20 protein-coding genes are annotated in these 20549 nt (G+C 45.2%); 9 read left to right on the top strand and 11 right to left on the bottom strand.

Annotated elements, in window-relative coordinates:
• Positions 1 to 44: 44 nt before the first annotated feature.
• The 4 genes from oxyR to rubA all read right to left on the bottom strand — a co-directional run bounded on the left by oxyR (position 45) and on the right by rubA (position 3373).
• On the bottom strand, positions 45 to 950 hold the full coding sequence (gene oxyR / locus PGW99_RS08375; protein WP_273777234.1) for a LysR family transcriptional regulator OxyR: 906 nt from the start codon (positions 948 to 950) through the stop codon (positions 45 to 47).
• A 13-nt stretch (positions 951 to 963) separates the two neighbouring features.
• A complete protein-coding gene (estB, locus tag PGW99_RS08370) occupies positions 964 to 1899 on the bottom strand; it encodes an esterase EstB (protein WP_273777233.1) in 936 nt (311 codons plus the stop codon).
• 54 nt (positions 1900 to 1953) lie between these two features.
• A complete protein-coding gene (gene rubB, locus PGW99_RS08365; protein ID WP_273777232.1) occupies positions 1954 to 3147 on the bottom strand; it encodes a rubredoxin reductase RubB in 1194 nt (397 codons plus the stop codon).
• Positions 3148 to 3208: 61 nt separating this feature from the next.
• Complete coding sequence (gene rubA, locus PGW99_RS08360; RefSeq protein WP_273777231.1) at positions 3209 to 3373, bottom strand: rubredoxin RubA; 165 nt, start codon at positions 3371 to 3373, stop codon at positions 3209 to 3211.
• A gap of 487 nt (positions 3374 to 3860) precedes the next feature.
• Between rubA and PGW99_RS08355 the strand changes: the two genes are divergently transcribed.
• On the top strand, positions 3861 to 4403 hold the full coding sequence (locus tag PGW99_RS08355) for an adenine phosphoribosyltransferase (RefSeq protein ID WP_273777230.1): 543 nt from the start codon (positions 3861 to 3863) through the stop codon (positions 4401 to 4403).
• Between the two features lie 72 nt (positions 4404 to 4475).
• On the opposite strand, the gene PGW99_RS08350 is transcribed toward PGW99_RS08355, so the two are convergent.
• On the bottom strand, positions 4476 to 4988 hold the full coding sequence (locus PGW99_RS08350) for a YqiA/YcfP family alpha/beta fold hydrolase (RefSeq protein WP_273777229.1): 513 nt from the start codon (positions 4986 to 4988) through the stop codon (positions 4476 to 4478).
• Positions 4989 to 5252: 264 nt separating this feature from the next.
• Between PGW99_RS08350 and lysS the strand changes: the two genes are divergently transcribed.
• Complete coding sequence (lysS, locus tag PGW99_RS08345) at positions 5253 to 6782, top strand: lysine--tRNA ligase (protein ID WP_273779479.1); 1530 nt, start codon at positions 5253 to 5255, stop codon at positions 6780 to 6782.
• Between the two features lie 56 nt (positions 6783 to 6838).
• On the opposite strand, the gene PGW99_RS08340 is transcribed toward lysS, so the two are convergent.
• Positions 6839 to 7372, bottom strand: coding sequence for a hypothetical protein (locus PGW99_RS08340; RefSeq protein WP_273777228.1), 534 nt, complete (start codon positions 7370 to 7372; stop codon positions 6839 to 6841).
• 390 nt (positions 7373 to 7762) lie between these two features.
• On the opposite strand from PGW99_RS08340, the gene cysD reads away from it, so the two are divergent.
• Together cysD and cysN are read left to right on the top strand one after the other, a co-directional pair.
• Positions 7763 to 8686, top strand: a complete 924-nt coding sequence (gene cysD / locus PGW99_RS08335; RefSeq protein ID WP_273777227.1) for a sulfate adenylyltransferase subunit CysD — start codon at positions 7763 to 7765, stop codon at positions 8684 to 8686.
• Positions 8687 to 8715: 29 nt separating this feature from the next.
• Positions 8716 to 10332, top strand: coding sequence for a sulfate adenylyltransferase subunit CysN (gene cysN, locus PGW99_RS08330; RefSeq protein WP_273777226.1), 1617 nt, complete (start codon positions 8716 to 8718; stop codon positions 10330 to 10332).
• Positions 10333 to 10391: 59 nt separating this feature from the next.
• Here the strand turns inward: cysN and benE are convergent, their stop codons facing one another.
• On the bottom strand, positions 10392 to 11594 hold the full coding sequence (benE, locus tag PGW99_RS08325; protein ID WP_443098220.1) for a benzoate/H(+) symporter BenE: 1203 nt from the start codon (positions 11592 to 11594) through the stop codon (positions 10392 to 10394).
• 205 nt (positions 11595 to 11799) lie between these two features.
• Between benE and PGW99_RS08320 the strand changes: the two genes are divergently transcribed.
• The gene (locus tag PGW99_RS08320) at positions 11800 to 12777 is read left to right on the top strand and encodes a LysR family transcriptional regulator (RefSeq protein ID WP_273777224.1); all 978 of its coding nucleotides are present in this window, start codon (positions 11800 to 11802) and stop codon (positions 12775 to 12777) included.
• 33 nt (positions 12778 to 12810) lie between these two features.
• Here the strand turns inward: PGW99_RS08320 and PGW99_RS08315 are convergent, their stop codons facing one another.
• Complete coding sequence (locus PGW99_RS08315) at positions 12811 to 13137, bottom strand: thioredoxin family protein (RefSeq protein ID WP_273777223.1); 327 nt, start codon at positions 13135 to 13137, stop codon at positions 12811 to 12813.
• Positions 13138 to 13269: 132 nt separating this feature from the next.
• On the opposite strand from PGW99_RS08315, the gene PGW99_RS08310 reads away from it, so the two are divergent.
• A complete protein-coding gene (locus PGW99_RS08310; protein ID WP_273777222.1) occupies positions 13270 to 14265 on the top strand; it encodes an NAD(P)H-quinone oxidoreductase in 996 nt (331 codons plus the stop codon).
• A 61-nt stretch (positions 14266 to 14326) separates the two neighbouring features.
• On the opposite strand, the gene trpS is transcribed toward PGW99_RS08310, so the two are convergent.
• Positions 14327 to 15340: a tryptophan--tRNA ligase gene (gene trpS / locus PGW99_RS08305; RefSeq protein ID WP_273777221.1), complete on the bottom strand. Its 1014-nt coding sequence runs from the start codon at positions 15338 to 15340 to the stop codon at positions 14327 to 14329.
• 202 nt (positions 15341 to 15542) lie between these two features.
• Between trpS and PGW99_RS08300 the strand changes: the two genes are divergently transcribed.
• The 3 genes from PGW99_RS08300 (at position 15543) to PGW99_RS08290 (ending at position 19166) form a co-directional block, all read left to right on the top strand.
• Positions 15543 to 16463, top strand: coding sequence for a DUF808 domain-containing protein (locus PGW99_RS08300; protein WP_273777220.1), 921 nt, complete (start codon positions 15543 to 15545; stop codon positions 16461 to 16463).
• 68 nt (positions 16464 to 16531) lie between these two features.
• Positions 16532 to 17431, top strand: a complete 900-nt coding sequence (gene ypfJ / locus PGW99_RS08295) for a KPN_02809 family neutral zinc metallopeptidase (protein WP_273777219.1) — start codon at positions 16532 to 16534, stop codon at positions 17429 to 17431.
• Between the two features lie 235 nt (positions 17432 to 17666).
• The gene (locus PGW99_RS08290; protein WP_273777218.1) at positions 17667 to 19166 is read left to right on the top strand and encodes a cation:proton antiporter; all 1500 of its coding nucleotides are present in this window, start codon (positions 17667 to 17669) and stop codon (positions 19164 to 19166) included.
• A gap of 70 nt (positions 19167 to 19236) precedes the next feature.
• Here the strand turns inward: PGW99_RS08290 and PGW99_RS08285 are convergent, their stop codons facing one another.
• Entirely contained in the window at positions 19237 to 19674 is a 438-nt protein-coding gene (locus PGW99_RS08285) for a universal stress protein (protein WP_273777217.1), read from the bottom strand.
• Positions 19675 to 19851: 177 nt separating this feature from the next.
• On the bottom strand, positions 19852 to 20484 hold the full coding sequence (locus tag PGW99_RS08280; RefSeq protein WP_273777216.1) for a CatB-related O-acetyltransferase: 633 nt from the start codon (positions 20482 to 20484) through the stop codon (positions 19852 to 19854).
• Positions 20485 to 20549 lie beyond the last annotated feature (65 nt).

The raw sequence follows: 20549 nt of genomic DNA, 5'->3' as shown, positions 1-20549 counted from the left end.
TAAAAAAGGAGCTTTAAAAGCTCCTTTTTTGATTCAGAATTAAATTAATTCAGATTGTTTACGATTTTTTGTAAAACCTGCAGCAAGACATCAAATTCACTTTGTAATGGCGTGCTCTTACGCGTGACCAAGGCAAGGGTGCGGCTAGGAGCAGCATCAATTGCTTTGACCACTAGTTCAGGATTGTACTTAATCATGTGGCTATGTGTTGCAATTTCGGGCAGCAAGGTAAAACCAAGATTAGACGAAACCATTTCAACTAGAGTCGGTAATGAGCTCGCTTTCAAGCGGTGATCATTTTTACGTTCCCCCACCGGACAGGCGCTGAGTGCGTGATCACGCAAGCAATGACCTTCTTCCAGTAACATCAGGCGAGATAAATCCAGATCTTGCAAGGAACGTGCGGTAGCCGAGTGCTGATCGGATTTATGGCAAACCAGGTACAGGCTTTCTTTAGCGATTTCAGCCACTTTTAGACTGCGCGTGTCAAACGGCAGGGCAAGCACCACCATGTCGAGATTGCCATGCTCGAGTTTTTCGACAATTTTTTCACTTTGTGCTTCATGCAAATGCAGCTGAATTTTTGGCAGCTGTTTGTGCACTTCATCCAGTAAGGCTGACAAAATGAACGGTGCAATGGTTGGAATAATTCCCAGATGTAAATCGCCGGTTAGCGGCTCGCTCATTTCACGACTTAAGCGCATCAGGTCTTGGGCATCGGCCAAGAGAACACGGGCACGTGCTACGACCTGTTCGCCTAATGGTGTCAAACGAACATTTTGCCGATCACGTTCAACAAGTACACCACCTAGAAGGCGCTCTAGCTCCATGATCCCGCCCGACAGAGTCGACTGGGTCACGAACGAACGGCGCGCTGCTTCAGTAAAGTGCAACGTTTCAGACAGTGTAACGAGGTATGACAGCTGTCTTAAGGAGGGTAATGCAGCCATAGTGTCCTAATGTTTATTTAAAGTGATGAGCAAATAAACCGCTAATTTGAGGTATGAAATGCGGGGGAATATCATGCCCCATTCCATGAATTAATTCAAATTTTGCGCCTGAGATCGCTTTCGCAACAGCTTTACCATGACTTGGCGGGAGCAAACGGTCTTGCGAACCATGTACGATCAACGTCGGTTGCGCGATCTGTTTGTCCAGTTGAAGCAAGGAGCCCGTACATAATATTGCTAAAAACTGTTGAAGTACACCCGCCGGGTAATAACTGCGTTGATATAATTTTCGTGCAGTTTGAATGGCTTCAATCGGATTGATATGGCCGGGTGAACCAATCAGGTTAAACAGTTTAAGGCTGTGGTCAATAATGCCTGCCTCATCATTCGAGGCCGGTTTCTCCAGTAAACTGAGTAATTGTTTTGGAAAAGGTGGAGGTAAAAGGGGTTGGTTGTTACTGGTAAACATCAAGCCCAGTTTGTTGACTTTTTCTGGATATTTAGCGGCCAGGATTTGTGCGATCATTCCCCCCATGGACGCCCCGAGTACATAGACTTGATCGAGTTGTAACTGTTCAGTCAGTAAAGCGGCATCATCTGCCATATCATGCAGGGTATAAGGGGCACCCTGATTCTCGAGACCGAGTGCAAAACGTCCCATCAGTTTGATGGTGTTGAGCGGCGGACCTTGATGTGGAACTTTGGAGGAAAGGCCAATATCACGATTATCAAAGCGGATGACACGAAAGCCTTGATCGATCAGGGACTTGCATAAGAAATCAGGCCAGTAAAGCATTTGCGCACCCAGGCCCATGATTAACAGAACTGCTGGATGCTCGGGATGACCGCCCACTTCAACATGCAGGGTAATGCCATTGCCCAGTTCGACTTTGGTTTCCTGCATGAATGGGGTATAAGGAGACACACTAAACTGCAAAGCACTGTTCATGTTGAGCGTCCTCTATAAAGGACATTTTAAATAAATGTCCTTTATATTAAACGCTTAAACTGTAGTAGGAATCAAGTCTGGCACCAGTTTGGTCAAGGCCAGTCGCTGTTTGGCTGCTGTTGCACCGAGCAGGACAAAACCACGTAAAGTGCCTTCGCTATCAAAAGCTTTGGCAATCATGCCATCGTCAAATTCTTCTGTTTCCCAGTTCACATCCACATCGGTAGGTGCAGGCAACACCGTTAAAGGGGCCGCCGGGGTTTTTACTGCGACAGGCATTGCTGGGTAATGAACATGCGTGCTTTGACCGGTCAGGGTTTTGGCCAATGCACGAGCCTGTTGCATGATGGGCATCACATACGGCAACAAAGTGCCATTCACTTCTGCACAGTCACCGACTGCATAAATATCAGGCTGATTGGTTTCCAGCAGGCTGTTGGTCAAAATGCCACGACTGGTATGAATCCCACCAGTTTTCGCTAAAGCAATATTCGGTTGTAAGCCTACGGCACTGAGTACAATATCCGCTACCAGACTATGGCCATTGGCTAACATGACCGCATAATCTTCACCATTGTTGATTTTAGTGACTTTTTCGACCGTCGTGGCAAGGATAAACTTAATCCCGCTGTCTTCTAGATTTTTCTGGAACTCTTCAGCAACATAAGCCGGTAATAAACGACCTAAAGGCAAAGGTGACAGATCAATCACCGTGACATCGTGACCGGTGTTTTGCAAATCATTGGCAAACTCACAGCCAATCAGTCCAGCGCCTAAAATGACCACACGTTTGTCTTTGCGTTTTTCAAGATTTTCCCGGAAAGCACGATAATCATTCAGTGAGTTCACCACATGAATGTCGTCACTGCCATCTCCTGCGATGGCGAGGCGAATCGGATTTGCGCCAACAGCCAAGATCAGTTTTGAGTAGGCTTGGGTGCTGCTTTCACCGTCTTTTTCCAATAAGAGTTCATGCTGTTCGCTATGGATTTGCTTAACCCAGGTATGGGTCTCAATGCGCATGTTGAGCTGTGCACTCATTTTTGCAGCATCGCCCAATGCGATATTTTCAGGTGCTTTTTTGCCGACCAAGGCATTGGATAAAGTTGGTTTTGCGTAGTTGGTAGCGTCATCGGCGCAAATCATCACCAGCGCTTGTTCAGGGCTCAGTTTGCGGATTTCACGCGCCACGGTATAACCCGCCATGCCCGAACCAATAATAACGATAGGATGAAGATTATTTTGCATAGATAAAATCTCGGCAGGTGTCATAAAAAAAGACCATGAAAACATGGTCTTTGATTCTCAATTAGACTTCAATCATCTCAAAATCTGCTTTGGAGACGCCACAGTCTGGGCAGGTCCAATCTTCTGGTACATCTTCCCATTTTGTACCTGGAGCAATGCCATCTTGCGGCCAACCGAGTGCTTCATCATAAATCCATCCACACACGATGCATTGATACTTTTTCATTCAATTCTCCCAACACTGATGGCTATAGCGGATTTTTACCATTCACCGCAATAAGGTTTAAACATATGACCGTTGCCATAGATTAATTGAATTTTTACGCAGTTCTATCGGCAAAGTAAAGTGAATCTCAGCGATTCTCCTGCGTTGCTGGCAGAATTATTTTGAGATCGCGCGATAAACTTTCTATGATGATTCAATTGAGGGTTATAGAGAAAGCTAGAGTTCGGAGAGGCGGGTTCTAAAATCGCTTAAAAAAGTGCAGAAGGGGTGATTTAGACCATGGTCTAACAGCTAAAAATGAACTTTTCATGTATTCTATAATAAGTAAATAATATACCCAATATAATTTAAAAAAATGGGTGTAATAAAATCAATAAGTTATATAAATAACTAAATTTCCAAGTGTCTTAACCGTCCTTTTTTGGCTAGGCATTGATCATTTTAAGCGTTAAAATTTGTGCGTCTTCTTATTTTGCTTTCCTCTCCCATGATGAATTTGTCAGCTACACTTTGGTCGAACATCCGTACAGTGCAAGATTTCCCAAAACCAGGTATCTGCTTTTATGATCTGACACCGTTGTTTATGCAAAACTTGGCTTCATTGGCGGATGCATTAATTGCAAACATGCCGCAGGACATGTTGGATGAAGTAGAAAGTTTTGTTGCTGTGGAAGCACGTGGTTTTGTGTTGGCCAGTTTGCTCGCGCAGCGTTTAGAAAAGGGCCTACTTTTGGTTCGTAAAGCAGGTAAACTGCCACCGCCAGTTGTGGGTGTGGGTTATAGCTTGGAATATGGTGTCGACCGTTTGGAAATGGCAGCTGATGTAGCACCCCAAAAAGTCATTATTGTGGATGACGTTTTGGCGACGGGTGGTACGTTAAAAGCGGTGCGTCAATTGGCCGAGAAATGTGAGCATACTGTTTTAGGTGCGAGCATTTTGTTGGATTTACCGCATATGCACCGTGACTTAGGCCTACCGATCTGGCCAGTACTTAATACGACACAGGCTGAAGCCAAAAAAGTTGCTTAAGTCATATCATTTAAAAAGTCTTGTTTGTACAAGGCTTTTTTTATGCCTGAATTTTGAGCAACGTGGCATCCATTACAAAGTGGCTGATAACAGCTGTTTGCTGACTTGTTCAATTAAACCATTGGTGTTTTCGGGATGCTCAAGACGGTGATGTCCGCCGGCAAAGGTTTCGATCAGCATAAAGGGTTCAAGTTGCGCCAGTACCTGGTTCATATCCAGGATTTCATCGCCAAGTTCCAAATAGGCCATTTGCGGAATGTCATGATCCAGATCCTGCTCATTGATGGGTGGGTAGTCATCACGAAAATCGGGAGATAAGTTTGGATTGGCCACCACTGCTGCCAGCCCATGCTGTGCTGACATTTTTAATGCCCAATAGCCCCCCAAGCAATGACCGACCAGCAGTTGGGGTTTAATTTTGGCAATAATTTCACTGTAGAAGGCTTGTACGGTGGCAAAGTTGAGGTTGCGGTAATCGACTTCAATACAAAACTTGTTGTCAGAATGAATGGCATGGAACTTGGTGGAGTCCTTTGAGGAGTCCAAGCCATGCAAGAACAGAATCTTGATAGTGCTTTCGTTCATTATTATGTCACGCAATCAAAAATAAAAATTAGCAAAGATAAAAAGAAGAAAGCACCGAGAACTTTCATCGACCTTCATTCTACGAACAGCTTTTCGGGCTGCCACTTAGCTATTGGTCTAAGGCAATGGTGCAAAACTGCCCACAAACGTTGTGAAAATGTAAAAATTATTTTTTAGTCGTGTTGTGGTCAATAGATTCGAAATTTTTTGTAATTCTGCTATGCTATACGACTTCTTTTTTATTTAAATTTTTCGAGGCAGATGATGACGCAACACAACGCTCAATCGACTTCTGAACAACAAATTTCCGAAAACGATTTAATTGCACAGCGTCATGCCAAGTTAAAGCAAATTCAAGCGCAGGCGCAAGAAAACGGCACAAGCCCTTGGCCAAATACCTTTAAACGTGAGCATTATGCAGCGGACTTACAAGCTGAGTTTCACGGAAAAAGCAAAGAAGAAATTGAATCAGGTGAAAAAGTCTATGTAAAAGTTGCGGGTCGCGTCATGTTGAACCGTGGCTCTTTCATGGTCATTCAAGACATGAGTGGTCGTATCCAGTTGTATGTGGACCGTAAAGGTTTACCTGAAGCGACATTGGCGATGATCAAGTCACTCGACCTGGGGGACATTATCGCAGCGGAAGGTTATATCGGTCGTTCAGGTAAAGGTGACTTGTATGTGCACCTTGAAGCCTGTGAACTGTTGACCAAGTCTTTACGTCCGCTTCCTGACAAATTCCATGGTTTGACCGATACTGAAGTCAAATACCGTAAGCGTTATTTAGACTTGATCGTGAATGAAGAAACACGCCGTACCTTTGAAATTCGTGCCAAAGTGGTCGCGGGTATTCGTCACTATTTGACCCAACACCGTTTTATGGAAGTGGAAACCCCGATGATGCATATCATTCCGGGTGGTGCTTCAGCGCGTCCGTTTGAAACGCATCATAACGCTTTGGATATGCCATTGTTCTTGCGTATCGCACCGGAACTCTATTTGAAACGTTTGGTGGTTGGCGGTTTTGAACGTGTTTTCGAAATCAACCGTAATTTCCGTAATGAAGGTGTATCGACCCGTCATAACCCAGAATTCACCATGATTGAATTCTATCAGGCTTATGCGGATTACAAAGATTTGATGGCCTTGACTGAAGACATGCTGGAAAAATTGGCACACGACATTTTGGGTTCAACCGATGTGCCGTATCAGGGTGAAGTGTTCCACTTCAAAGGTCCATACAAGAAGATTTCCATGTTTGATGCGATCCTTGAACATAATCCGGAATTTACCCCTGAAAATGTCAGTGACCGTGAGTTCCTGGCGAAGTTCATCAAGGATGTGCTGAAAGAAGAAGTGAAACCTTCTTTCGGCTTGGGTAAATTGCAGACCATCGTGTTTGAAGAAACCGTCGAAACCAAATTACGTCAGCCAACCTTCATTACCGAATATCCAGCGGAAACTTCGCCTCTGGCACGCCGTAATGATGAAAATCCGCACATCACCGATCGTTTCGAGTTCTTTATCGGTGGTCGTGAACTGGCCAATGGTTTCAGCGAGCTGAATGACCCGATTGATCAGGCAGAACGCTTCCAGGCGCAAGTCGCTGAAAAAGATGCCGGTGATGATGAAGCCATGCATTATGACGCCGAGTTTGTTGAAGCACTGGAATACGGTCTTCCTCCAACAGCAGGTGAGGGGATTGGTATTGACCGTCTAGTGATGATCTTTGCTGATGCGCCAAGTATTCGTGATGTGATCTTGTTCCCGCATATGCGCCGTAAAGAAGCTTAATTTTTACGGATACAAAAAATCCCCTCACAATCGAGGGGATTTTTTATGGCTGTGTATTAGTCATTTAACGCAGCTCGTAAACGCTGTTGCATGTCCAGACTTTGCTGCACAATAAATGATTTCATCCAGTAACTTTGCTCACCCAATGCATTGGTTTTAACTGCGCTATTTAAAAATGCCATCTGTTCCAGTTGGAACAGTTGACTGTCGAGTGCATCTTGCAAACTTTCTGCATCGCTCATTAAAGGTAGGCGTAGCAGATAAAAGCCTTTCGGATAATTATAAAATGCATAAAGGAGGTTAAAGGCACGTTGTTCACCTCTGAGATTGCCCGCGCCGATTTCATAACTTTTATCTTGATTGCTATGGGTAATGCCAATCAGTAATTCAATCTGCTCTTCAACAACTTTGATCCCAAACTGGATCCCGAGCTGATCAGCCGTTTCATCATGCTGGATAAAGACATTCTGATCCTTGCCCTCCGGGGTAAGCGGTTCTTGTAGTACCAGGAGATTGTCTTGCTGATAGATAAAACCTGCCACATGGGCAGCTTCAAGTTGTGTTTTAGTCTGTTGGACAGAAAGCGTCATGATGAGCCCTGTGAAAAAATGCTTTATCTTGTAATGTAAAGGCTTTGTGCATTGAAACAAAGAGTTGATTGTACTGCTAGAGTTTAGAGCGATAAGCTGATTACTGTGCACAATAACTGGTCAGGGTAGGGAACAAAGCTGAAAACTTAAAGTTTTTAGGTGGGTTGTTTGTATAAATAGAGAGAATAGGTTGTTTATCTTGTATTCTAGGCTAGCCAAGGAATAAAAAGTCACCAGGCCTTTAGACCAAGGTTATATGATGAATTGGAATATCAATATCACAAACAATGCAAAAGGAATGATTTGTTCATCACTATAATGAATATCATTTGTATGATGCTGAATAAAGCATCACACTCATCTTGAAACACAGATACATCCGGAGTTGTTATGGCAATCGTTCCTCCAACTGAGGAAAGACTTACACATCTTAAACAGTTAGAAGCTGAAAGCATCCACATTATTCGTGAGGTTGCTGCCGAATTTGAAAATCCGGTGATGTTGTATTCGATTGGTAAAGATTCAGCAGTGATGCTGCACCTTGCCTTGAAAGCGTTCTATCCTGCAAAACTACCTTTCCCTTTATTGCATGTCGATACCGGCTGGAAATTCCGCGACATGATCAAGTTCCGTGATGACATGGCCAAAAAACATGGCTTTGATCTGATTGTGCATCAAAATAAGGAAGGGGTGGACGCGGGGATTAATCCGTTTGACCATGGCAGCTCGAAATACACCGACATCATGAAAACTCAAGGTCTGAAACAGGCTTTGGACAAATACGGTTTTGATGCTGCTTTTGGTGGTGCACGTCGTGATGAAGAAAAGTCGCGTGCCAAAGAGCGTGTGTATTCTTTCCGTGACAGCAAACATCGCTGGGATCCAAAAAACCAGCGTCCAGAATTGTGGAATATCTACAACGGTAAAGTGAACAAGGGTGAAAGCATCCGTGTTTTCCCATTGTCGAACTGGACTGAACTGGATATCTGGCAATACATCTATCTTGAGCAGATTCCGTTGGTGCCTTTGTACTTCGCTGCAGAACGTCCTGTGGTGGAGCGTAGCGGTACCTTGATCATGGTGGATGATGAGCGTATGCCACTCCATGAAGGTGAAGTCCCACAAATGAAATCGGTCCGTTTCCGTACCTTGGGTTGTTACCCATTAACGGGTGCAGTGGAATCCACAGCGGATACCTTGCCGGACATTATTCAGGAAATGCTTTTAACCACAAGCTCCGAACGTCAGGGTCGTATGATTGACCATGATGAGGCGGGTTCGATGGAAAAGAAAAAGCAAGAAGGCTATTTCTAAAACGTTTCTAAGATTTGTGGAGCTGAGCCATGTCTCATCAGTCTGACCTGATTAGCCAGGATATTCTGGCCTATTTAAAACAGCACGAAAGTAAAGACTTATTACGCTTTTTGACCTGCGGTAACGTGGATGATGGTAAAAGTACCCTGATTGGTCGCTTGCTGTATGATTCAAAACTGATCTATGAAGATCAGTTACAAGCCGTGACCCGTGACAGTAAAAAAGTCGGTACTACCGGTGATGCGCCTGACCTTGCGTTACTCGTTGATGGCTTACAAGCGGAACGTGAGCAGGGGATTACCATCGATGTTGCGTACCGCTATTTCTCGACAGAAAAACGCAAGTTCATCATTGCTGATACTCCGGGACATGAGCAGTACACGCGTAACATGGCGACCGGTGCGTCGACCTGTGACCTTGCGATTATCCTGATTGATGCGCGTTATGGTGTGCAAACCCAGACCCGCCGTCATACCTATATTGCCAGCCTGCTCGGTATTAAAAATATCGTGGTGGCGATCAATAAAATGGATTTGGTGGAATTCTCTGAAGCACGTTTCAACGAGATTCAGGCGCAATACCAAGAATTCGTCAACCAGTTGGTTGACCGCAAACCAAGCAATATTTTGTTTGCGCCAATTTCTGCCTTGAATGGCGATAACGTCGTGAACAAGTCTGCCAATACCCCATGGTATCAAGGTGAAACCTTGATGGGGATTTTGGAAACTGTAGAAATCAACCGTGGTTCTGCCAAGCATGATTTCCGCTTCCCGGTGCAATATGTTAACCGTCCGAACCTGGATTTCCGTGGTTTTGCTGGTACGATTGCGCTCGGTGATGTCAGCGTGGGTGAGGAAATCATTGCACTTCCATCCGGCAAACGTTCAACGATTAAAGAAATCGTGACCTTTGATGGCAATTTGCAACACGCGATAGCTGGTCAGGCGGTGACATTGACGCTGAATGACGAAATTGATGTGTCACGTGGCAACATGCTGGTGCGTGCGGATCAGGAAGCCCCACATATTTCACGCTCAGTGCGTGCGACTGTGGTCTGGATGAATGACCAGCCCCTAGTCATCGGTAAACTGTATAATCTGAAAGTGGGAACACAAACCGTTCCTGCCAAAGTGACTGCAATTAACTACCGCGTGAACGTGAATACACTTGAGCATATGCAGGTGGATCATCTCGATCTCAATGCGATTGCGGATGTGACGATTGAATTTGATGCCCCAGTGGTCTTCGATCGTTATCAGGACAGCCGTTATACCGGTGCATTTATCTTCATTGATCGTTTAAATAACGTGACGATCGGTGCAGGGATGGTGGAAGAGTCGGTAGAATGGTCTGCGCATGCAAAACCTGTTTCTGCTGAAGACCGTGCTGCACGTCTAGGACAAAAACCGGCTGCGGTGACTGTACCTGAAAAAGCATTGGAACAGGCGCAAGCGATTGAAAGCCTGCTGTTGCAAAATGGTATCGTCGCCATTGCCAAAGTGGGCTTAACGGCTGAGCAGGTGGCTTTATTGCGTGAAACTGGTATCGTGGTGATTACTGCAGTTGCTGAAGGCACGGATGTTAGCTTGACTGCTGAAACTGCCGAAGAACTGGCTGAACAGATTTTGCCATTGGTTCGTCTATAAGACTGAAACCATGCAATAAAAAACCCGCTTTCGAGCGGGTTTTTTATTTTTCAGATATCTTAATTTTTTGCGGTCTGCAGTTGTTCAGTTGCTTTAACGGCAGCTTCACGCTTGGTCAGAATGAGATGCGCAATCAGGCCAATACAGATGCCCCAAAACACTGAGCTCAAGCCGAGAAAGCTCATGCCTGAAACGGTCGCAATAAAGGTAATCAGTGCACTGTCACGATGTGACTCTTCTTTAATTGCAGTGGTGATATTAGTGGCAATCGCGCCAAGTAATGCTAGTCCAGCCAAAGCCGCAACTAGCTCTTTAGGCAGCAAGCTAAACAGCATCACGATACTACCGGCAAATAGGCCGCCTAAAATATAAAACAGGCCATTGGCAATCCCGGCGATATAACGTTTTTCTTTCAGCTCATGCGCATCTTTACCGGTACATAATGCGGCCGTAATCGCCGCGATGACAATACTAATTCCACCCACTACAGAAACTGCCAGTGAGGCGATACTTGTCATAGTAATAATCGGCTTGGCCGGCGTGTCGTAGCCACTGAGTTTTAAAATGGCCATGCCGGGTAAAAACTGTCCGGACAGACTGACCAGAATTAAGGGTAAGGCAAAGTTAATGGTGGAGGTCCACGTCCATTCCGGTTGAATGAATTGTGGTACGGCAAAGGAGAAATCCATACTGACTGGATTCATCCGTCCCATCAACACAGTCATGGCAATTCCGGCGAGCAACACCCAAATCATGGCATAACGTGGAGAAAAGCGTTTTGCGAGCAAATAACACAGCAACATGCCAAACACCAGATAAGGCATCGAGTTGCTGGCTTTGAACAAGCCTAAGCCAAACTGGAACAGAATACCGGCCATCATCGCTGCAGCAATGCTCGGCGGAATCATTTTCACCAGTTTATCGAAATAGCCACTCCAACCAATCAGGAACATCACCACGGCCGCTGTGATATAGGCGCCAACCGCTTCATTGAGAGAGAGGTCCGGAAACAGCGTGACCAGCAAAGCGGTACCGGGTGCAGACCAGGCGGTAATGATCGGGGTTTTGTATTTGATCGACAAGAAAATCCCGGTAATCGCAGCACCAACCGAAACGCCCCAGATCCAGGAGGCCATCATGGTAGGAGAAACCTGAGCTTGTTGTGCCGCCTGAAAAAAGATAATCAGTGGACCCGCATAGGAAATCAGCACCGCCAAGAAACCTGCGATTGTGGCTGAAATAGACCAGTCCTGTTTTAGCATCCTTAAGATATTGCTCACGACTTCCTCCTTGTCACTCAATGAAATACATCAGCACTCTGCATGGAATGTGCATAATGCAATCATCGTGTTGCTAAATTTGAATATTGACTATAGGCATCATCATATTCACAAAAAAAACTAATTGAAAACTAATTATTTTTATCTTATTGATAATAAATATTTGTATGTGAGCGGGATAAATTCAATGTTGAGTGAGTTAAAGACACTGATTGCAATCAAACAGTATGGCTCGTTTAGTGCCGCTGGACAGCATATTGGTTTGACTCAGGCGGCTGTCAGTGCACAAATGAAATCTCTGGAACAGCAGCTCGGGATTGCCTTGTTTGAACGAATTGGCCGTAAAGCAGCTTTGAATGTAGAAGGCCTGCGGGTGATGAAACATGCTGAAGAAATTATGCAGCTGGTGGAAAAAATCAAACAGCCTGAATCACTGATTGCATACAAAGGCACCATCAAAATTGGTGCAATTTCCTCGATTCAATCCGGGTTTTTTCCGCAATTGCTGAAGAAATTTAAAGACTATCTGCCGTATGCCAAAGTCCGGATTTTACCGGGGGTGTCTTTTAATTTACTCAATATGGTGGAAAATGGCGAAATTAATCTAGCCGTGATTATTCGACCGTGTTTTCCCTTGTCCAAAGAGTTCAGTTATTACCCGCTGTGCAAAGAAGCGTTTGTGCTGGTCACGCCGAAGGAGGTCACTGCCACGGATTACAAGGACATCCTGAAAAAATATCCCTTTATCCGTTATGACTGTTCATCGTTTGGCGGCAATATCATTAATAATTTTCTAGCCAAACATCAGATCGAACCTCAGGAATTTCTGGAACTTGAAGACGTCGAAGCCATCGTGAAAATGGTGGAAAATGGCTTGGGCGTGGCGCTAATTCCGCATAACAACCCGTGGCGTGAACAGCAGAAAAATCTCAATGTCATTCACTTGGGCGAGGAAACCTTTTACCGCGAGTTGATCGTGATTATGAAAAAGTCCAATGAACAATCAATTGTTTCCAGCATGATTTACCGGATTATCCGTGAGCTCGAAGATGAAGAGAAGGCTGCGGCACAATTGAGTGGAACAGATTTTCATCCTTGGTCATCACCACTGAAACATCGCCGTGTGGCAAGTAGTACAAACGCTAAGAAATCTCAATCCAGTTAAGGCAGCATTTTTTCGTGAAAGTCGCCAACTGGATTAGTCCGCTGCGAGTGTGGCACGTAGGGTTTTCGCATAGCGTGCCAGAGATTGCAGCCCGGCAATCCGTTCGACAATCACACCATGCTTAAAAATCAGCAGTGTTGGCAGACCATAAACATTGTAGCGCAGGGTCACAATCGGTGCCTGATCGACATTGACCTGACCAAATTTAACTTCGTCGAACTGTGCAGCCAATTGTTGCAGACGTAAGTTGAGCAGGCCGCAGGACTCGCACCAAGGCGCATAAAAACCAATCATGGCAACGCCTTCATAACGTTCAAAATCCGAAAAGTTATCTTCGTTATATTCCACGATATTTGCCATAAAATCCTCTTGATGACCGAATGCTGCCGAGATCTGATTATGGATTATAGCCGGTTCTGATGGGTTTTTTCGTGGCAGCGTTTATGTTTAAATCAGGGCTGAGAAAAATACAGTCAACAAGGAATCGCGTGAATGGCACAGGCACACATGCAACAGGTAGTGATTACTGAACCGGGTGGCCCGGAAAAACTAGCCATACAAACGACCGATATTCCGGTCCCTGCAGCCAATGAAGTATTGGTTAAAGTCCATGCCTTTGGTCTGAACCGTCCAGATATTCTGCAACGTCAGGGGCTGTATCCGATGCCGAAAGGTGTCACGCCTGTTCCGGGACTGGAAGTGGCCGGTGTGGTGGAAGCTGTTGGTAGTGACGTTAGCGAATTTAAAGTGGGTGATCAAGTCTGCGGTTTGACTAATGGCGGTGGCTATGCCGAGTATTGTGTCGTGCCAGCCAGCCAGACGTTGAACATTCCGGCAGGAGTGAGCTTTATTCAGGCTGCAGCGATTCCGGAAACTTTCTTTACCGTTTGGGCTAACCTGTTCCAGATGGGCAAAGCCAAAGCGGGCGAAACTGTGCTGATTCATGGTGGCAGCAGTGGGATTGGGACGACAGCATTGATGTTATGCAAGGCTTTAGGCATTAAGACCTTTGCCACAGTCGGTTCAGATGAGAAAGTGCAGGCGATTGCGCATTTGACCGATGCCATCAACTATAAAACTGATGATTTCGAAACTTATATCAATGAAAAAACCGAGAATCATGGCGTCGATGTGGTGCTGGATATTGTCGGTGCACCTTATTTTGAACGTAACCTGAATTTGCTGCGTAAAGATGGTCGTCTGGTTTATCTGGCATTCTTGGGTGGCGCCAAAGTGAAAGAGGCCAAATTAGGCCCGATCATGATGAAGCGTTTGACCATTACCGGTTCGACCATGCGTGCCCGCAATACCGCAGAAAAAGCAGAAATCACTCAGGGTTTAAAGGCACATGTGTGGCCATTGTTGGCCAAAGGTGAATGTCTGCCAATGATCTACAAAACCTTTAAATTTGCCGAGATTCAACAGGCGCATAGCGCCATGGATACCGGTGATCATATTGGCAAGATCATGGTTGAAGTCATCATCTAATTCTATGATCTGAAAGAAAAAATAAACCCGCAATCAGCGGGTTTATTTTTAGAAAAATGACTTAGAAACGGAACAGACCTAAACCATCTTTCACTTCATCCAGGGTTTGCTGGGTGATGATGCGGCATTTTTCCGTACCTTCACGCAACACATCCATGATGTAATCCGGGTCTTTCGACAGTTCATTGCGACGTTCACGGATTGGCCCGATCAGGTCTTTTAAAATACCTTCCAGACGTTTTTTCACCGTACCATCGCCTAAACCACCACGGCGATAATGCGCTTTTAACTCTTCGAGTTCTTCCTTGTTGGTGTCAAAAGCATCGAGATAGGTAAATACCACGTTGCCTTCCACCTGACCTGGATCTTCAATACGCAAATGGTTCGGATCGGTGTACATGGCATTGACCGCTTTCTTGATGTCTTTGTCGGTCGCATTCAGCACGATGGTATTGCCCAAAGATTTCGACATTTTCGCTTTGCCATCAAAGCCGGGTAAACGGCCAACATTCGACAATAGCGCTTTACATTCTGGCAGTAAGTCACGGCCAATCTGACGGTTGACACGACGCACGATTTCATTGGTCTGTTCGATCATTGGAATCTGATCTTCACCGACCGGCACAACGGTTGCCTTGAACGCGGTAATATCCGCAGCTTGTGCCACTGGATAGCACAGGAAGCCAGCTGGAATATCACGCTCGAAGCCACGTAGCTGGATTTCAGACTTGATCGTTGGATTGCGTTCTAAACGTGCCACGGTCACAAAATTGAGGTACAACATGGTCAATTCATTCAATGCTGGTAGGCAAGACTGTACACAAATCGTAGTTTTGCTTGGGTCAATCCCGACAGCTAGATAGTCGGTTGCCACTTCAATCACGTTGCTGCGTACTTTTTCTACGTTATCCGCATTGTCAGTCAATGCTTGGGCATCGGCGAGTAACAAGTGTTGATGATGGCTGTCCTGTAAACCGACACGAGAACGTAGAGAGCCGACAAAATGTCCTAAGTGTAATTGTCCTGTGGTACGGTCGCCCGTCAAAATTACTGGGCGAGTATCTTGATTACTCATTATTGATTCCAAAAGGTAGGGTTACTACAGCATTCATCTAAAGAATGCCAATATTGTAAGGCATAAAATCTGGATTAGGGGGCTAGCGTAAATACAGACACCAGAAAAAATCTAAAAAAACATTTTATTCATACAAAGCTGATATATAAAACCAGGCAGGCGCTTTAAAATGCCTGAATAAATAAGACACTAGGAATATAACATGGCGAGCAGCTTACTTTTACTGTTAGATGACATTGCGACAATTTTGGATGACGTGGCCATGATGAGCAAAATGGCCACCAAAAAAACTGCCGGTGTTTTGGGGGATGACCTGGCTTTGAATGCGCAGCAGGTCAGTGGAATTCGTGCTGATCGTGAGTTGCCTGTGGTTTGGGGGGTAGCGAAAGGTTCTTTTATTAACAAACTGATTTTGGTGCCCTTGGCCTTGTTGATCAGTGTGGTGGCACCATGGCTGATCAGTCCGCTGTTGGTGATTGGTGGTTTGTTCCTGTGCTATGAAGGTGTGGAAAAAGTCATCCACTCTCTGCATAAGAAAAAGCCGCATACGGCTGAAGAAGCCAAAGCCGAGCTGATTCAGGAAGAGATTGATCTAGAAACCTTTGAAAAAGAAAAAATCAAAGGTGCAGTACGAACCGATTTTATTCTGTCGGCTGAGATTGTGGTGATTACGTTGGGTACTGTGGCGACAGCGAGCTTTATGCAAAAGGTTTCAGTGCTGAGTGTGATTGCCATCATTATGACCATTGGTGTGTATGGTTTAGTCGCGATGATTGTAAAAATTGACGACTTGGGTTTGTATTTGTCACAACAACATGCACAAATGAAACAAAATTTAGGTCGTGCGCTGTTGGCTTTTGCGCCAATCTTAATGAAAACCCTGTCAATTGTGGGAACGGTCGCGATGTTCCTGGTGGGTGGGGGCATTATTAGCCATGCTGTACCTTTAATTCATCACTTTAGCGAACATACTGCTGACAGCGCGGAACTGATTCCGAATGTCGGCAACGTGATTGGAGCAATCACACCGACCCTGCTGAATCTGGGACTAGGCTTAATTGCAGGCTTTCTGGTGTTGCTATTGGTGGGCGCAGTACAAAAATTCTGGCCGAAATCATCGTAATTAAACCCGTAAAGTACGCTGATTTGGCCAGAAATCCTCATTGATAATAACCAAAAAGGATGATGCTTATGCGTTGGAAAGGTCGTCGTGTTAGTACAAATTTGGAAGACCGTCGTGGTGGCGCTGGTGCTAAAGCCGGTGGCATCAGTATTTTGGGTTTAATCGTGGCCTTTGTGGCTTGGAAGTTTTTTGGGGTCGATCCGCAACAGGCCTATCAGGCGACCCAACAGGTCACGGCTCAACAATCTACTGCTTCAGCGCTAGAAAATCCAACACCGGAACAGCAGGAAGCTGCAAACTTTGTGGGTACAATTCTGGCGGATACCGAAGATACCTGGGCTCCAATTTTTAAACAGAAAGGTGCCCAGTATCAGTCACCCAAACTGGTGTTGTTTAGTGGTGTAGTGAATTCTGGTTGTGGTACGGCTCAATCCGCAATGGGACCGTTCTATTGCCCAGCCGACCAGAAAGTCTATATCGATACCAGCTTCTTCCAGCAGATGCGCCAAGAGCTTGGGGTATCTGGTGAGCAGAACCAGACCGAACTGTCCCGACGCGATCAGGCCGGTGATTTTGCCCAAGCCTATGTGATTGCGCATGAGGTTGGACATCATATCCAGACCATTACCGGAATTTCTGAACAAGTGCAGCAACAGCGCAGTCAGGTCGGTAAGGTGGAAGCCAATCAACTTTCGGTACGACAAGAATTACAGGCGGACTGTTTTGCCGGCATCTGGGCCCACCATAATCAGCAGCGTACCCAGTTCCTTGAGCAGGGGGATATTGCTGAAGCCATGGATGCAGCACATAAAATTGGCGATGACTATTTACAAAAACGTTCAACCGGGCAAGTCGTTCCGGATAGCTTTACCCATGGCAGTAGTGAACAACGCCAGCGCTGGTTTGAACGGGGCTGGCAAACTGGCGATATGCAACAGTGTGATACGTTCTCTGTTCGTCAGCTTTAACCCGGATCAGAAAAAAGCACGCTCTAGCGTGTTTTTTTTATGCCTGAGCGAAACCGCTCTTTTTTATTTATGCTTGTTTCAAGGGCTCTCTTGTATGGTCAGATACAGCCTGACATAAACAAGATTGTTATAAATTTCAAATACAACAGTGGCTGAGCTAAAAAATTGTTTTACACTGAAGGCTGATTATCACCTGTGATCATGCCCGCATGATGACGCAGACCGGACAGGGAATATGGGCAATTTTTTCTTTCTGCAAGCCTTTACCGTTATTTTTGCACTTTCCATTGCGACGACCATTTTTAACAAACGCATTTTGGGTTTTCCGCAAGCGATCGGAGTGCCGATTGTTTCTGCGATTTTCGTGTTTATTTTGCAGTGGGGTGCCAGCCTGTTGCATGGCAACCAGTTTATTACCATCAATATTCATAATATTGAGGAAGCGGTTCGGCATATTGATTTCTATGATTTTCTGATAAATGGCGTTATCTGTTTTATCCTGACCTCTTCGGCATTAAAGTTCAAAATCTCGGATTTGCGCAGCCACTGGAAGCCAATCGGGATTTTGGCCAGCATTGCCTTGGTGCTGTGTGCAGTGTTCTTTGCAGGGATGGTGTATGGCTTTCAGATGCTGCTTGGTCATCCGGTCCCAATTCTGGTGTTGTTGCTGCTTGGCGCAGCCTTAGGGGCCACAGACCCGATCGGGATTAAAGGGGTGCTCAGCTCGGTACGGGCACCGCATCATTTGATGGTGAAGCTGGAAGGGGAATCCTTATTTAATGATGCCATGTGTATTGCCTTGTTTATGACGCTACTGTATGTGTTACAGGGCGAACATTTTTCCTTGGTGGGAACGCTGGAAACCCTGCTGTATGAAATTGTGGTGGCTGTGATTATTGGCTGGGGCTTTGGTCAGGCGATTTTACGTCTGCTGCGTGGCAAGCATGAAATGGAATCTTTGATCCTCACGACTGCTTTATTGGCGTGTGGTTCTTATCTGGTAGCATTATTGGCACATGCTTCGGCTCCGATTGCCTGTGTCATTGGGGGCTTGATTGTCGGTAACCGCTGGAAAGATATCCTGGAAGCACGTGAGATTCGTGAGATTAACCATTTCTGGCATACGGTTGAAGGTATTATTAATTCTTTCCTGTTCACCTTGATTGGTCTGGAACTGTTTATTCTGGATTTAAGTATCAGTCTGATTTTAGGTGGAATTTTTGCCTTCTTGATGCTGCATTTATCCCGTTTCGTGGGAAATTACCTGTCTTTTGCATTTTTCCCATCTTTTCGCAGCAAAAGTTATAACGGCAGTTTGATGATTTTATCCTGGGGCGGGGTACGCGGCGGGATTTCGCTGGCGTTGATTTTAGCAGTGGCCAACGTACCCGAATTACGTCCTTACAGCAGTATTTTGATTGGCTATGCTTTTATTAGCGTACTGTTATCTGGTGTAGTGTGTGGCTTAGGTTTACCGGCGGTGATGAATGCCTTTTATTATAATCCTGATGAAGAAACGGAAGGCTTTAAAGGCTGGTATCAGCACTTATGTCACAAACTGAACCGCAAGGGCTTTAAATATATTGTCAGTGAAGATGCGCAGGGTAATGAGATTATTACCATCTATAAACCGGAAGGATTGGTGGATGTAAAAGCTGAAGATGGTGTTGCAGCTGTCTATCATCCTGAAAAAGTGCAAGAAGTGCAGCGTTTGGAAAATCCCAATAACTTCTGATGGCTTAAAAGAAAGGTTTACGGTATTGAAGGAACTGCAGGGCTGAATTTCTTCCACCCTGCAGCATCATTTAACGAACGACTAGAACGGGTAATGAGGTTTCATTCAGAACCCCTTGTGCCACACTGCCCAGGATAAATTTCTTTAAGCCACTGCGACCATGTGAACCGATGACGATCAGATTGGCCTGTAAATCTTGTGCGCCTTGTACAATCTGATCTTTTACAGATTCGCCTTCTAATAGTTTTGTTTCTACGTCTAGCCCTGCTTCTGCAAATTTGGCTTTGGCTTGTTGTAGATTTTTCACCAAATACTCGCGTGCACGCTCAATCAGTGAATTACTTTTGCCGGTACGGATATATTCATCTGCAATATATGGATCAAGCAGCAGTACTTCGACTACGGTGACTTTGCTGCCAAACGCTTTGGCGAATTCTGCGGCTTGTTGTACCGCGAGGAATGAAGTTTCGGAACCATCAATTGGGACTAAAATATGTTGATAGGCCATATCCATTTTTCCTTATTGTAATGCTATTGAAAAATCAAGCTGATGGTTTGAGTTTAGCGAGAAAGGCATCGCGACGGAACCTAAATTACAAGCGATTGGGCAAAAGTTGTAGCACTTTATTTAGTCTGACAATTTTCGATGGATAGGCATGTAAAATTGGGCCACCAGATTTTAAACTCAATGTTGCTGACGAAGTGTGTTTACATACTCGATCAGCCCATCTATATCATCAGACTGTAATTGTTCACGCATGGCGAGCATTTGCTGTTCATCCAGCGTGTAGAGTTTTAGAGCCAGCAACTTTTCGATAGCTGTCTGATTAAAACGATATTTCACGATTTGTGCAGGGCTACCTGCCACAATGGCATAAGGTGGTACATCTTTGGTGACCACACTACCTGCTGCCACGACACAGCCTTCACCCAATTGTACGCCCGGCATGATCATGGCTCGGCTGCCGATCCATGCGCCATCTGCAATAATAGTGTCACCCGCTGCGACAAAACTCTTGGTATTAAATGGATAGCTGGAAATCCAGTCATGCCGGTGTAACTGGTTGCCGCCCATCATAATGATGCATTCTGTCCCAAAACTGACAAAATTGCCGATATGCAGTTGATCCACAGGTTTTTTGATCGTCGATGGCTTTTCATGCAGATAACGCACCACGCAGCGTTCAAAGCCCTGATCCCAGTAAGCACTGTAATAGCTGTAATTTCCTTTGATGTGAATATTTGGATTTTTGACGGTTTTGGCAATAAATTCGAATTCACACCAATGTTTGACCGGGGAGTTGATCAGTGGATCCATGGGAAAATACAGTGTTGGAGGGTTGGGGAAATTATAGCGTAATTAAGCTCCTCTTTATGCAGCAT

This window comes from Acinetobacter sp. GSS19 (assembly GCF_028621895.1).
Lineage (GTDB): Bacteria > Pseudomonadota > Gammaproteobacteria > Pseudomonadales > Moraxellaceae > Acinetobacter.
Note: the sequence above shows the minus strand (reverse complement) of the source record. Positions and strands in the feature narration are given on the sequence as shown.